This window comes from Peribacillus sp. R9-11 (assembly GCF_031345095.1).
Taxonomy (GTDB): domain Bacteria; phylum Bacillota; class Bacilli; order Bacillales; family DSM-1321; genus Peribacillus; species Peribacillus butanolivorans.
Genome location: NZ_CP133763.1, coordinates 3,041,986 through 3,056,980, shown reverse-complemented (window position 1 = coordinate 3,056,980; position 14,995 = coordinate 3,041,986). Strand labels below are relative to the sequence as shown.

Genomic DNA, 14,995 nt, shown 5'->3' with positions numbered 1-14,995 from the left:
AAATATTAGTAGGATGCCGAAAGGAGAAATTTATTAGTCTAGAAAGGAATTAAAGCAGCTACAGTAGCCGCTGGGAATGCGGGTTTAGGTATTGCGTTTCCACCAAGTCGTTCAATGTTTATTTTATTGGGATTCGCTCCTATTGCAGCACTAGTTTCGGACGGTCAACTTTAGGTAGCGTTACTTACTGGGGGAGCTTATCAAATTTTATACAGAATGTTTTTAACGATGTGGTTTGTTCAACGTTATAAAATTAAAGCGCTTTCAACAGGATTTGTTAAGCCCATTAGCCAGTCATTTCGTGTTGTATTCTATTAAACTATGTATTAATAAATTTATATATACAAAAAAATCACTATATATACATACTGGAGGTTTTAGGATGAAAAAGAAAAAAGCATTATCCGGCCTGATGGCTGTGAGTTTACTAACAGTAATTCCGTGGAGTTCTGGACATGCTGAGAAACCTCAATGGACAAATGTGAATACATATGAGGAACAGGACGGAAGCAAGTTTAATAGCGAAAACTATGACTTTGTGAAATTCTCACAAATTGGTTCCAAATTAAAAGAGATTGAAAAACTTTCAAACCGTGTGAAAGTTGAAGTCCGTGGAACATCAGCTGATGGAAACCCACTCTACGTTGTCACGATTGCTGACCCAACAACGCAAGGAAAGTTCGGAAAATTGAAGGCACTTAGAAAGCAAATGTTTAAGAATCCAGGCAAAGCTCAAGAATGGGTTGCCAATAATCCTGACTTTAAAGTTCCAATCATGATTAATGGTTCTATTCATGGGACTGAATTTGTCGGAAGCGATGCAATCCTTCAATTAATTGAACGTTTTGCTACCCAAAATGATGCAACAACCAAAGACGTTTTAGAGAATAATATTCTTATTTTCAATGTCGTACAAAACCCTGATGGACGTATTGATGCCATCCGTTTTAATGGAGAAGGAATTGACATAAATCGTGACTTTATCACCCAGTCGCAGCCAGAAACAAAAGAGATGGTTGAGCTCATTAAAGAATGGAACCCGATGGTGTTCCTTGATACTCATGGTTATGTGAAGAATTATCAGCCAAATCTGCAGGGGTTAATTGAGCCTTGTACGCCACCGCATAATCCTAATTACGAGTATGACTTATACGGGAAATGGGCCTATAAACAGGCAAAAGCGATGGAAGCGGAAATAATGAAGGATCATGAGAACTATTCAGGATCCTTGTATCAAAACATGAAAGGTACCTATATTCCGTTGCGCGATGATTCCGCCGGCTGGGATGATTACCCACCAATTTTCACACCAATGTATGCGATGTACCATGGTGCTTACGGTCATACATTAGAAGCGCCAACAAATGATTGGGATGGCGTACGATGGATGTATAATTCGATTATGGGGGCACTGAAATTTGCAACAGCTAACAAGCAATCCATGATTACTGATCAAATTGAAGTTTTTAAAAGAGGAATTAACTTTGACCATCCTTTTCATAAGGAAGGGTTATTTCCAAAAAACTACATACTTCCACTAGACCCTATGGATCCGACTGTTACGAATAAGGCAGTAAATCATTTGATCAATAATGATATTGAAGTTGTTAAAGCTGTGAATGCATTTGAAGCGGATGGAGTGTCATATCCAAAAGGAACTTATCTCGTTGAGATGAATCAGGCGAAAGCCGGATTAGCAAACACGATGCTCTGGGATGGGGAAGACATCACGAACGATACCCCAGCAATGTACGACATTTCCGCATGGAGTTTACCGGAGCTTTGGGGATTCGAGGCAGTAGCCACACAAAATCCTATTAAAGTCAATGCAACGAAAGTAAAACAGATTACAGGTCAAGGAACGGTTTCAGGAAAAGGACCGTTTCTGATACTGAACAGCTCTGTCCAATCGGTAAATTTAGTAAATGCATTGCTTAAGCAAGGAATACCTATAGTACGTGATGCACAAGGCAACTTCTTTGCAAAAGCAGTAGCTAATCAGGTTTCAGCAGCGGTGAAAGAATCTGGGTTACAGGTTGGAACTGCTGAGGTACCATTAGATGCAGTGGCTATTACGTCTTTAAAAGTGGCTATATTAAAGGATGGAGGTATGGGTAAACAGAAATCACACGCAGGAACAAAGCTCGCTTTGAAAAGACTAGGTTTTGATGTGACAGAAGTTACGCCAGTCGAAGTGGCTAAAAATACCCTTAACGGTTTTGATATTTTTGTCTATAGTGGAACGGAAAGTCTCATTTCTACCAACCTATCTGAAGCTAATAAAGAATTTGGATTACAGAACGACGGGCAACTTAATGCGTTTAAAGACAATGTGACAAGCTTCTTAAATGAAGGAGGCAAATATATAGCTGTAGGTGCTGGTGCATCTAGAGCAACTAAGACACTTGGTCTTACAGACGACATCATTAATGTAGGAGGTTCCAACAGTAATGGTATCGTAAAAGTCGATTATGAGGGAACCGGTTTAACAGCAGGATATGGAGAGGATGATATCGGCTTTGTCTATCGTCCAACATGGTTCACGGGTACGGATAATGATGAAGTCGTCGCGACCCTTGCAGATTCAGATAATTTCTTCGTAGCTGGTCACTGGAAAAATAGCATTACCGCCAAGGGCCAAGCCGTAATCGTAAAAGAACAGAATAAAGATGTAACTCTTATTGGGTTAGAAGCAGGTTTCCGCGACCACCCGGATTACTTGTTCCGTCTTCTATCAAATGCAATTTTCGAAAAATAGTAGAAATAGCCAAAGCCGGATTCAGCAATGAATCCGGCTTTGGCTATTTGAAAAATGCTAAACGCTTGCTACTGAGTTTTGAACAATTATCTCAGCAACTGCTATATAAATACTCATTACTTTTAAATCATCTGTTGCAAAAAACCGCTGAAGGACGATTCTTATCAAGAAGTGGTTGTTTAGCAGATTGAAAGGCGTTTTCTACCATTTTAAAGGATTACTTGAAAAATAAATTAAAAAATTGGAAGTCTAAACCTAGTAAAGCTCCTCCATCCAACTATAAAAACGTATATCAAAGACTTTTCTTCGTCTGTATTACCTTTTGGAGAAAAACGGACGGAAATGTCATCGTTATAACAAGAAAACGGTCTTTGATATCTAGGTATTGTCTATGATCATTCGATGTCACAAAAACTCAAAGTTGCCCAATATTATTTAAAAACTCTATTTAATGGTTTTTTTTGTCATGCGCAATTTTAGTATTAATGTAGCAAAATAAAGAGAATACACTTTAAATTAACACATGGACGCTTAGCTAGATGGGGATTTTGTAAAACCCCTTTATTTAAATAAAACAATTTTATTGTTATTCAACATTGATAATGTGTATAAGTTTTGTTTGCTATACCCATATTAAAATTATTGAATTTACTTTTCCCCAGAGTAATAGTAAAGGGAGGTGAAATTTCCAATGCCTAAAAACGATTCAGTTTTTCAAAGAAGCGAGCTGGCCAAGCTTTTAACAGCGTGCGGAGAGTCAGCAGACTTTCTTACTTTCAGGCTTTATGAAAACTCGCCCTTCTTCATTGCCTATTTTAAAACTTTAGTTAAACCAGAGATTATTCACCACGATATTCTCCCTATAGTTAAAGAAGAGTTTTCTACTTTAGAAGAAATAAAAGAAAAGCTGTTGATCGAGGATCTTTCTATTACGGACAATATACCGGATATTCAAGATAAATTAATGACCGGAAATTTGATTTTTTACAAGAAAGAAGGGCAGCCTGCCTGCCTGACTGTTCCGGCACCAGCCGTCGAAAAACGGCAAGTAGCCACTCCGGAAACGGAATACTCAGTCGTTGGTCCTAAGGAAGCCTTTGTTGAATCACTCGATACAAATTTAAATCTCGTGCGCAAACGTCTGCCGATTCCAGAACTGCAGGTTAAAGAACTGATGGTCGGAAAGTTATCAAAAACCCGGATCGCGGTCGTCTACGTGAAAGGAATCGCTGACTCGGACAACGTGAATACGGTCATCCAGCGGATTCAAGGGATTGAATACGATGAAATTGCCGACAGTTCGTTTCTCAGCCAAATGATTACCGATAATAAAAACTCGCCATTCCCACAGTTAGTCGACACAGAGAGGCCTGATCGACTGGCCGCCTTACTCGCCGAAGGGAAAGTTGCCATCTTTTCGGACGGATCGCCCACTGCGATATCAGGTCCCGTGTCACTCATTACATTTTTCACGGCATTTGAAGACTATCTTTCCATTTGGAATGTCGCATCCGCTTTCCGGCTCCTCCGGCTCATTGCGGTTCTTTTCTCAGTTTTAGCCACATCGACTTATGTAGCCATTTTAACTTATCATTATGAAATGATTCCCCGTGATGTACTCAGCTTGCTGATTACATCACGGGGAAGTATTCCGTTTCCACCTTTTTTGGAAGCTGTTCTCCTTGAATTGGCGATTGAGCTTTTGCGGGAAGCAGGCGCCCGGCTGCCGACAAAGATTGGCCAAACGATTGGGATTGTCGGCGGTATAGTGCTCGGAACAGCGGCCGTTCAAGCAGGCTTGACGAGCAATGTACTGCTCATTGTCGTGGCCACGGGCGCGCTTGCTTCTTTCACTACGCCTATCTACCAACTTAGCAACGTGATCCGCCTGATCCGCTTTCCATTTATCCTGCTTGCCCAGCTGCTAGGCCTTGTCGGAGTCGCCGTCTGCTTTGCTTTTCTTATGTCTCATTTATTAAAGCTGACTTCTCTCGGTCGTCCTTTTCTTGAGCCGATCTATCCTTTGCGCGTGAAGGATTTCAAAGACTCTATTATTCGACTGCCGTTCAGCAAGCAAGCACTCCGTCCCCTCCAAATAAGAGCAAAAGACCGTGTAAGATTTCAGCAGGAGGCTCCGCAAAAAAAAGAATGGGATATTGACGACTAATTTGCATTTGGAGGTGCTGTATGCTGCCCTTACCGCCGGAGAGCCGGAAAGTCTCTCCTTTCTTTGTTTTTTATCTAATAGTAGCGGCGCAATTTGGCTTGGGCGTTTTCAGCTTTCAACGGTATATTGTTAAAGCCGTGGGCAATGATGCCTGGATCGCTGTTATTATCGCCGGTCTCTCGATTCACATTGTCTTGTGGATGATTTATCAAATATTAAATAAAGGAACGAATGATATTACTGTTATCCACAAGGAACTGTTTGGAAAAGGGCTTGGAGGGCTCCTCAGTTTGGCTTTGATTGTTTATTTGCTGACTTTGGCTGTCTCTGTGTTCCGTAGTTATATCGAATTGATTCAAGTCTGGATCTTTCCGCAATTGGAAACATGGTATATGGCCCTGATTCTCTCTTCGCTCGTTTATGTGTATGTAATCGGAGGCTTTCGAGTCGTTGTTGGGATTTGCTTCCTCAGTTTCATCTTAACGACTCCTATATTTTTTATAATGTTAGAGTTCCCTTTACGGCACGTGCATTTTTCTCATCTTTTGCCTATTTTGGATCATACCGCAGTTGAGTTCTTATCCGCCTCTAAAAAGATGACGTATAGTTTAACGGGATTTGAAACACTTTTTTTCTTTTATCCTTTTATAAAAAATGCTCCAAGCTCGCAAAAGTGGGTGCATTATGGAGCGGCGTTCAGTACTTTTAGTTATTTAGTAATAATGATTGTTTCCCTTATGTACTTTACTAAGGCTCAATTACTTGAGTCGATTTGGCCGACATTAACTATTTGGAAAATTGCTGATTTTCCTTTTCTTGAAAGGTTTGAGTTTATGGGGCTCTCCCTTTGGCTGTTTAACGCTCTTAATAGTGTTTGTATATTTATTTGGGCCGGCACGAGAGGACTAAAGCAGCTGTTTACCGTGAAGCAAAAACATAGCCTTATTTTCGTTATCATCATGACAGCTGTGGTGGCTGTTCTCTTGAAAAACCGCGAGCAGATCGAGCAGCTAAATACAGTAATGGGCTTGGTGAGCCTTTATGTCATGTATGCTTACATTCCATTTCTCTTCTTTTACCAAATGATTAAAAGTAAAATGAGGCGAACGTCATGAAAAGGTACCTCTTTTGGAGCATTTTTACGCTCATCCTGCTGTTCAATTATTCGATTGAAACAAAGATACTTGAAGATATCCAGCACGTTTCCGCCATTGGTTATGACTATGTGGACGAGGACCGGATGAAGGGAACAGCCGCCGCTCCTTTTTATCCTGCGGGGTTAGATGTTCAGCCGCTCAATGCCTTCTTTACGGCGGTCGGCCATACCGTTCTAGACATCTTACAAAAGCAGCAGATGGAGTCCCAAAGAAGACTTGCCACGGGACGTTTGCAGAATTTTTTGATTAGTAAAGATCTGGCAAAACACGGAGTCGCCGAGCTTACTGATCCACTCGGCCGCTCTACCGATATTGGCAGAGATGTTTACATGGCGGTCGTCGACGGCAGCGTCGAGGAGCTGTTAACTTTTAAGTATCCTAATGCGCCGACATCTGCTCAATATCTTTCCGATTTCATGGAGAGAAATCTGAAAGACATTGTTCCTGAACCAACTGTTCATGCTTTCCTGGATCAATATGACGGGTTCGCTCAAGATCCTTTTCTACCTATTATCGGGAAAAAAGACGATCATATTCAATATAAAGGTCTCGCTCTTTTTAAGGATGATCTCTACGTAGGAGAGCTTTCCAATAAGGACAGTTATGTATTTAAACTCTTTTACGAAAAGACTAAAACAGGCACGTATGAAATAAGCTTCAAAAATAAAAAGTACATTGCTACTGAAAATATTCGATCCAAAGTGAAATATAAAGTGTCCGGCAGCCAAGACAATCCGCGGGTGTCGGTTCATGTCTCGTTGATAGGAGAGGTTAAAGATGCTTCCAGCGTGTTGATGAAAGGGAACACCATGAAAGAAGTGGAGCAGGAATGGAGCAAAGAAACCACGAAAAGAGCGGAAAAGATGATGAGGAAATTTCAGGAGCTAAAGATTGATCCGCTCGGAATCGGCGAAAAAGTCCGGAGCCATTTTCGGAACTTTGATAAAGAAGCATGGAAAGACCGCTACCCAACCGTTCCTGTTGAATTTGATATGAAGGTTCGTATTGTGAACACCGGCATCACCGAATAGAAAGTGACGTCAAAAAAGGGAGTGACTCAAAAAGGATAATTAAAAAATGTTTGAAGGCTTATACGATTATGCTTTTAAAAGCAAATTCCGTGTACCATTTATTGCATAGGAGTGATTTCAAAACTTACTTAGCCGAAAGTTCAAAGGTTAAAGTACATCACGGATCGATTTCTTTAAAAAGGAAATTCAAAGGAGGAAGAAAAATGTCATTTTTATGGTCATTAATTATTGGCTGGTTAGCAGCTATGATTAACGGACGCGATACTCCATTGGTAATATCAATGGTTTCGTAGGTGCTTGGTTAGGCTTATTCAAAATAGGTTCTTTTTATTTCTATTAAAATCAGTGTTTGAAACATCTTTTTAATCAACCTTTTTTCCAAACTAACAACTGAGGCTATATTTTAGTTAATACATTAAAGGGCGCACTTCTTAAGTAAGAAGGTGTCTTATTTTTTGTTTATTATTCAATAATAAAAGCAAGTGAATTTGAGAATAAAGGGAATTCTCACTTTAGCATAGTTATGGATGAATGATCCTTTGCAGAATATTTTAGAATTAATCTGCAAATATTTAAACAGGAACATATAAATAATCAATCACGTTTTTAGTCGGATAAAAATGGTAGTGTAAAAAGTTCTATGAAAACTAACTGAGCGTGTAGGGTCTTTTCTATTTATTGGGTGGAAAGGCCATGCAATCGTCCTTTACAAACGCTAATAATGGAGGTGTAATTATGGAAACAACAAGTTATAAAGGCACAAATAAAATGATTACAGGAATTGTATTTGGGGTCATCACATTTTGGCTCTTTGCCCAGTCTATGGTCAATATTGTTCCGGCCGTTCAGAAAGATTTAGGCATTTCACTTGGAACATTAAATATAGCAATTAGTTTATCTGCTTTGTTCTCAGGTATGTTTATCGTTGCAGCTGGTGGCCTTGCAGATAAGATTGGACGTAAAAAAATTACGTATTTAGGGTTAATTTTAAGCATTATCGGTTCCTTGCTTATTGTTTTGACTCAAGGCGCAGCATTATTAATTATCGGACGTATCCTCATAGGGATTTCAGCAGCATGTATTATGCCAGCAACAATTGCTTTAGTGAAAGCTTATTATGAGGGGGCTGATCGCCAACGTGCCCTCAGCTTCTGGTCCATTGGTTCTTGGGGCGGCTCAGGTGTTTGTTCGCTAGCTGGTGGTGCGATAGCAACATATATGGGCTGGAGATGGATTTTCATCTTTTCGATTATTTTCGCTCTTCTTGCGATGTGGCTTATTAAAGACACTCCAGAAAGTAAAGCAGAATCAACTGGTGCTTTTAAATTTGACTATACCGGATTAGTTATTTTTATCATTACGATGCTTGCATTGAACCTTTTCATTACTCGCGGAGCAGATTGGGGTTGGACAAGTACTATTACATTAGTCTGTGCGGTTATCACAATCATTGGGATTATAGTATTCGTCAAAGTGGAAAGAAATAATGACATAGCTCTAATTGACTTCTCTTTATTTAAAAATAAACCATACGCAGGAGCCACATATTCCAATTTCTTGTTAAACGCTGTAGCTGGAACACTAGTGGTTGCTAATACGTATGTTCAAGTTGGTCGTGGATTTACGGCTTTCCAATCTGGATTGTTATCAATCGGGTATTTAATAGCAGTACTTGCAATGATTCGTGTTGGTGAGAAAATTTTACAAAAATCCGGGGCAAAATCTCCAATGATTTGGGGAGCTATAATAACGACAGTTGGTTGTGCACTAATGGGCTTAACATTCTTACCTGGTTTTTCCTATACTGTTGCCGTATTCATTGGATTTGCTTTATTCGGTCTTGGACTTGGAATATACGCAACCCCTTCTACAGATACTTCTGTATCTAATTCACCTCCTGATAAAGTTGGAGCAGCAGCAGGGGTTTACAAAATGGCAAGCTCACTAGGTGGAGCGTTCGGAGTTGCGATTTCTGCTACTGTTTATGGTGCCATTGCAGCTGTTAGTAGTGTCGAAGTTGCTGCAACAGGTGGTATTATCGCAAACGTAATCTTCGGTATACTTTCAATCATTTCTATAATAGCATTAGTACCAAAAGATACTGGAAAAACAACAAACGAAAAAGCAACAAAAATAGATTACAGGAACAATACTGAGCCAGAACCAAGTCATTAACCAAAAATTGGTATAGAAGAAGAACAGGATTTTGTTGTAGATGTCGTCAACCATAAGTATGATTTTAAAGGTATCACATTAAGGCTTTATATAGGCGGGCGATATTGATGATAACAAATTGCTCCCTTATTTCGCTAACAGGTGCATTACTTCAAAAACAGGGGTTGCTGCGGCAGCCTTTTTTTAATAGAACTAATCCAGCTAAGCTCAGCTATTCCTCTCTGTTTATCGTATCCATCCTATTGACATAACACCAATTTTGAACTACATTGGGCGTGGTTTAAACTTAAGTAATGTAATAATAAAAGGGGAGAAATTAGATATTTACTAAAATTAATAAGAAAAAGTGAACAAATAACAAGCCTTTGGTCAGGTGGTAAAACAACTCAACTTGCTATTTATCCTGAAAATGGAGATTACTCGAAGCGTGATTTCAAATGGCGGTTAAGCACCGCAGATGTTGAGGTAGACGAATCCTTATTTACTCATCTTCCAGGCATTCAGAGAATTATCATGATCCTTGATGGAGAAATGTTGCTTCAACATAAAGGAAAGCACCATGTGCATTTAAAGCCATTTGAACAGGATCGGTTTGATGGCGGCTGGACAACCCGAAGTATTGGGAGGGTTACGGACTTTAATTTGATGTTAGCAGAAGGATGCGAGGGAGACCTTAACATGATTCATATTAATAATGGGATCCAACATGAAGTGTTGGATAATAGGGAATCTACGAATAGATCCGAAGCCTTTTATTGTGTCAAAGGAACAAGTAAAATGAGCATAGATGAAAAAGAGACTTTTGTTTTAGATCAAGGTGACGTAGTAATCTTAAACATGGATCATTCATGCAACAATTTAAATATAAAGTTATCCAATCACAATGACTCAATTGCAAAAATTATTAAGGCAAGTATTTTTTATTGATAGAGATATTTTGGTTCTAGTGCAAAAATATTCACTAGAAGTATAGTATTCTTTCGAATTGTGGGTTAAGAGGCTAAACCAAATAAATCAATCATTATTATTTGGTGATTACTGGTAGTGTAAAAAATGGGGAGTGAACGATATATTAAAAATACTCCAATGTTACTTCTTTTCGCATTTCCTTTTATTGGCATTTTTGGATTTTGGCTAAGAAAAAGGATTCTTTCATTCGATTTTAAAAACAAAAGTAAATTGTTCTTCTTGTTGGGCAACTATGTGTTGGTTGGTGGAGTTCTTATTGGTATAGGCTTACTATTTATTGTGATTTTTCTCTAAGATTTATTTCACTCCCATGAAAATTAAAATATTCTTAAAACCAAAAAAGAGCATACAAAAGATAGACCCAAAAATGACTTTTTAAAAAAAAGGCTGAACCTTATGAGTGATCTGATTGAGTTTGGTAAGTCGTTAAACAAAAACCTCCAATTATAGCAAATTAAGTAGAGGCTAGCGCGACGACCAAAAAAGGATTAATCTCCCATGAGTGCTACCCATAAAGGGCGCGACAGTCGGTGGTACACCGTGGTCGTCGGAGTCAGACTAACGGATGGGCTTAAAGGCACCATAATTCAACGACCTTCTTCGCCAGCCATTAAAACATTATCGACCTAGAAACCAATTTTCATTCTCTGTGGTGAAGCGCTGATTTTTGCGCTTCATGGATGGCTAACGGGTGCTTTACTTCAAAAAGGGAGTTGCTTCAGCAGCTCTTTTTTGTATGAAAACACTTTAGTGAAAGGCCATACTTAAATAAGCCCCACCATATTCTAATTTTTTTGAAGGACGTAAATGTACTATGTCGTTATTTTAACTGGTTATGCAGTTTTTTGTTCTGATGAATCGATTGTATAGCCTTTCTTTTTTAGGTATTCAATCATTTTTAATTCTTTGTTCATTTGTTTTTCTTCAAGGTAATTTGAGCCTAGTTCATGATAGGGTTCTCCTGTTTTTAAGATATTGTAAGCAATCGTCAATAGTAAATGAGCAGAAGCAATTCGTCCCTTCATTTTCCCCTGTCGTTTGGTAATCCTTTTTCGATGTGAAGCTATTCGATTATTTTGTCTTGAGGTTGCCAGTACACACTCTACGGCCATCGTTTTTAATGCTTTGTTTCCTTCTGTGGTTTTACTTGTTTTTTTTTACCAGCACTTTCATAATTTCCGGGACTCACGCCAGCCCATGAGGCAAGATGTTTAGCCGACTTAAATACGGTCATATTAACGCCCATCTCTGCGATAAAAGTTGCTGCGGCTGCTTTGTTCACACCAGGTATACCATCCAATAATTCTACTTCCTTACGATATGGGGAGAGGAGTTGATCGATTTGTTTTTCCAATTCTTCTATGGCTTTTTCTAAATAACTCATATGCTCCCAATGGAAACTCAACATATCACGATGATGACGGCGAATACGACCATTAATTGCACTGGAAATGTCCGTAATACTAGCTTTTGTTCGCCTATCCACCATTTTTCGAAGACCATCGGTCTCTATTTTTTCACCGTTTAGAATCGCTTCAAGGATACGGCGTCCCGATACACCAAAAATGTCTGATAGAACGGATGTTAGCTTGATATTAGCATCTTGAAGAATTTTATGAATGCGATTCTGCTCTGAGGTGCGATGATGAATCAATTTTTTTCGATAACGAGTAAGATCTCGTAAATCACGAATATCCTCCGGTGGAACAAAATTACTTTCAATAAGTCCGCATCTTAGAAGCTTGGCAAGCCATTCGGCATCTTTCACATCAGTTTTACGCCCTGGAACATTTTTGACATGTCTGGCATTGGCAAGAACAAGGTGAAAAGAATCTTCGAGTATATTCCATATTGGTTTCCAGTAGACTCCAGTACTTTCCATCACAACATCGGATACCTGAAGGGTAGTTAACCAATCACTTAAAGCCAAGAGTCCTGTTGTTGTAGTTGAAAAAGTTTCAATAGAGGTATTTGGCTTTTTATCTAATGGACCAAATAATACACAGGCTACTACTGTTTCTTGGTGTACATCTAGGCCAGCACACCGTTCAATCATTGCTTCCATAGGAGAATCACCTCAATATAATTAACTGAGGGAGTTTAACAAGAAACAAAAATACAACTTTTTCACATAGAGTAGGACAAATCGTCTTTTTAATTCCATATAAACTCTTAACGAAGGTTTACGTCAAAATGTTGGCGGTACACCATACATAAATTCGGATATTCTTCAGATCTAATCTTCCGGATGAAACCTGATTCTAGCAAGGTTTTCCAATACAATTCCGAAAGCATCAGATATTTAAAAGAGTATGTTATATTTTGGATTATGGGGTCGAATGAAATAGTATAATTAAGCGTAATTTAACTTGTTTCGTAAGAGGTGCTGAGTTTGTTTAAAAAGAATATATTGATTGGACATTCAGAAGATGCTGTCCTGTCAATTATCGAACACTTAGTGAAAAATAACGTTCCATTTGAAATAGGAATCAAAGATATTTTAAAGCGGTCGTCTGAATGATTCCGCTCGAAAAAAAACGATGAAGTATACGAAGTGTTTTATACAGTCGAAGTTCGAAAAAAATATGCGGAACAAGTAGAAGCTATTGTTGCGCAGTATGTATCGCGAGAAGATGTGAAGCATTGGTATAAAGTGGCGAAAAAGAAAAGTGGAAAATTACAATTGAAGGAAAAAGCACTTTATTTATTTGTGTTTTTTATAAACTGTATAGCGATACTAGCCATCGACATAGGTAAGATGGATGGAGCGGACATCGTTTCGTATATCGCTTGTGCCGTGTTATTGATGTCTGGTGTGTTTGTGACGACAAAATATTACAAAGAGATGCAAAAAGAATCGGGCGATTTGAGAGAGAATAATATGATGTTGATGTTCATAGGTATTGGTGTGATATTTTATGCCGTTTCTTCTTTTTCATCTTTACTTCAAATAGACATTTTTCATTTTCTCTTAATGATTCAACTGTGTGCAATAGTTTGATTTTTGACAAGCTGAAATAAGCATTTGCTCTACCCGCTTTTCAAATGCATAGTTTTTATGTAATTCAAGCCAATAATACCAATAGGGTTAATTGTCTAAATAATACGTACCAACGCCTTGAAACCGTTCCATCAATCCTTTCAACCGACGATAGAAATTATTAACGTATTGTATGTGGTATATTCCTTTTTTTACTCGTTGATTTTGATTTAGATTAACTGTTTCGTGCTTAATATTTTTGGATACAGCAAACTTTTTGTAATTGGTAGCTGCATCAGTGCATAACAAAGATGAGGGGGCTATATGGTCCCCAATAGCTGCATCTATTTCTTCTGCTTTTACACGACCCTTTCCCGCGATTCTTGCAATAATATTGTGATATCGAACTTGTGCTACAATTACAGCAATTTTTTGATTTGAAATCCCTCGTTTTTCATCTTTTTCTCCCCGTTTTTTCGGTTTTCGATGTGTAAATCTACGACCTTTTAATGACTCACGAAAAAAAGTCTCATCACTTTCAACGATACCAGATAATTGATTGAACCCGTGACTTCCTAAAGCATTTAAAATCTTGTGCCTCCAATAAAATGAGGTAGATATAAGAATGTTTAATAATCAGCGATTTTAGGTAATGTAACACCGTGTATCATCATTTCAATGTAATTCAACCACTTTCCTGGATAACGTGAACCTGAAAAGGGGGTGTTTGTCATATCATTAAAGGTTTGTCCGCAATCCTTACATAAATAACGTTGTCTGGAACGATACATACCGTTTCTTTTTACTGATATTTCCACAATGAATACAACCTAAACCGGCAGAAAAGCGAGTCTCCCTAATCTTTGTAAGTAACTTCTCTGTTTTATTTACTTCTTTTGGATATAGATCTTGTTCTAGTGCCTTAAATAAGGCTTGTTGATCTGCTTTCTTTAATTCACTGACCACTTCATACACATATCTCCACATTATCAAACGCCTCCTTGAACTTGTATTAGATTATATTAAACTATAATCAGTATTTTCAAAGGAGCAACAATCTATACAGCCTAAAAAAAAGTAAAGATAGTAAGGGTTAAACTTACTATCTTTTTTTGTTGCTTTATTTTAAGCCTTTGAAAAAACAGCCTAAACAAAAGGCAGAGTGTGAATAACACTCCGCTTTTTGTCTATAGGTTATAATAATTTTCAGCTGTATAAGTGGTCCAGTTCCAAAAATCATTCCCCTGAGAAATAATATATCGATCAAGAAACAATTCGAAGTTAAGTTGAATGTCTTCGTCTTCGGAAAATTCTTCAGAAGGTATGTCGAAATTAAGTAAATAATTTGGTTCTTTAGCATTGAGTTTTTTAATACTTATAGCCAAAGTTCCGTCTAGTACGCTACCTATAGGAATAAAAGGTAGGGGATTATCTGGCTCATCCGCTTGCATATCTTTATATGCACTCTCGATTTCTTCTAAAGAATGAAGCCATAATCCTCCGCCTACATTGTCACCATCTTCGTCTATATGTTCAAAAAGCATACAACCGTTATGAATAAATAAGAAAGCCTTGTAGTCTTCCGGTAAAATCCAATCTGTTTTCTTTTCAAATTCCTCTATTTGTTCTCTAGTAGCCGGATTATTAAAGGAACAAACAATATTCGAATTTTCTCCTTCGGGACCTGAAATAATCATACTTAAGTCTTCATCTAATCTATTTTTAAAACTTGTTAAAGTTTGATTAATAAATGGCATA

10 protein-coding genes and 1 pseudogene are annotated in these 14,995 nt (G+C 38.2%); 7 read left to right on the top strand and 4 right to left on the bottom strand.

The features are described 5' to 3' along the window. The first annotated feature begins 382 nt into the window (after positions 1-382). The 6 genes from RE409_RS14830 to RE409_RS14800 all read left to right on the top strand — a co-directional run bounded on the left by RE409_RS14830 (position 383) and on the right by RE409_RS14800 (position 10,215). On the top strand, positions 383-2,758 hold the full coding sequence (locus RE409_RS14830; protein WP_309557748.1) for a M14 family zinc carboxypeptidase: 2,376 nt from the start codon (positions 383-385) through the stop codon (positions 2,756-2,758). A gap of 691 nt (positions 2,759-3,449) precedes the next feature. Next, complete coding sequence (locus RE409_RS14820) at positions 3,450-4,925, top strand: spore germination protein (RefSeq protein ID WP_309557747.1); 1,476 nt, start codon at positions 3,450-3,452, stop codon at positions 4,923-4,925. 20 nt (positions 4,926-4,945) lie between these two features. Beyond that, positions 4,946-6,040 carry a GerAB/ArcD/ProY family transporter gene (locus tag RE409_RS14815; protein ID WP_201249387.1) on the top strand — a complete coding sequence of 365 codons (1,095 nt, stop codon included), beginning with the start codon at positions 4,946-4,948 and terminating at the stop codon, positions 6,038-6,040. Further along, positions 6,037-7,113, top strand: coding sequence for a Ger(x)C family spore germination protein (locus RE409_RS14810; protein WP_201184952.1), 1,077 nt, complete (start codon positions 6,037-6,039; stop codon positions 7,111-7,113). Before RE409_RS14815 ends, RE409_RS14810 begins: the two co-directional genes overlap by 4 nt. Positions 7,114-7,848: 735 nt before the next feature. Beyond that, positions 7,849-9,288: an MFS transporter gene (locus tag RE409_RS14805; protein ID WP_309557746.1), complete on the top strand. Its 1,440-nt coding sequence runs from the start codon at positions 7,849-7,851 to the stop codon at positions 9,286-9,288. Between the two features lie 315 nt (positions 9,289-9,603). Further along, on the top strand, positions 9,604-10,215 hold the full coding sequence (locus RE409_RS14800) for a HutD/Ves family protein (protein WP_309559277.1): 612 nt from the start codon (positions 9,604-9,606) through the stop codon (positions 10,213-10,215). An 875-nt stretch (positions 10,216-11,090) separates the two neighbouring features. Here RE409_RS14800 and RE409_RS14795 read toward each other — a convergent pair. Both RE409_RS14795 and RE409_RS14790 read right to left on the bottom strand, forming a co-directional pair. Further along, on the bottom strand, positions 11,091-11,369 hold the full coding sequence (locus RE409_RS14795; RefSeq protein ID WP_309557745.1) for a hypothetical protein: 279 nt from the start codon (positions 11,367-11,369) through the stop codon (positions 11,091-11,093). Positions 11,370-11,374: 5 nt separating this feature from the next. After that, the gene (locus RE409_RS14790) at positions 11,375-12,322 is read right to left on the bottom strand and encodes an IS110 family RNA-guided transposase (RefSeq protein WP_309557744.1); all 948 of its coding nucleotides are present in this window, start codon (positions 12,320-12,322) and stop codon (positions 11,375-11,377) included. Positions 12,323-12,811: 489 nt separating this feature from the next. On the opposite strand from RE409_RS14790, the gene RE409_RS14785 reads away from it, so the two are divergent. Further along, positions 12,812-13,258: a hypothetical protein gene (locus tag RE409_RS14785; protein WP_309557742.1), complete on the top strand. Its 447-nt coding sequence runs from the start codon at positions 12,812-12,814 to the stop codon at positions 13,256-13,258. Here the strand turns inward: RE409_RS14785 and RE409_RS14780 are convergent. Both RE409_RS14780 and RE409_RS14775 read right to left on the bottom strand, forming a co-directional pair. Beyond that, positions 13,229-14,224 (bottom strand): annotated as a pseudogene (locus RE409_RS14780) (IS1595 family transposase). The gene RE409_RS14785 and the pseudogene RE409_RS14780 overlap by 30 nt on opposite strands. Positions 14,225-14,424: 200 nt before the next feature. Further along, entirely contained in the window at positions 14,425-14,994 is a 570-nt protein-coding gene (locus RE409_RS14775) for an SMI1/KNR4 family protein (RefSeq protein WP_201184944.1), read from the bottom strand. Position 14,995 lies beyond the last annotated feature (1 nt).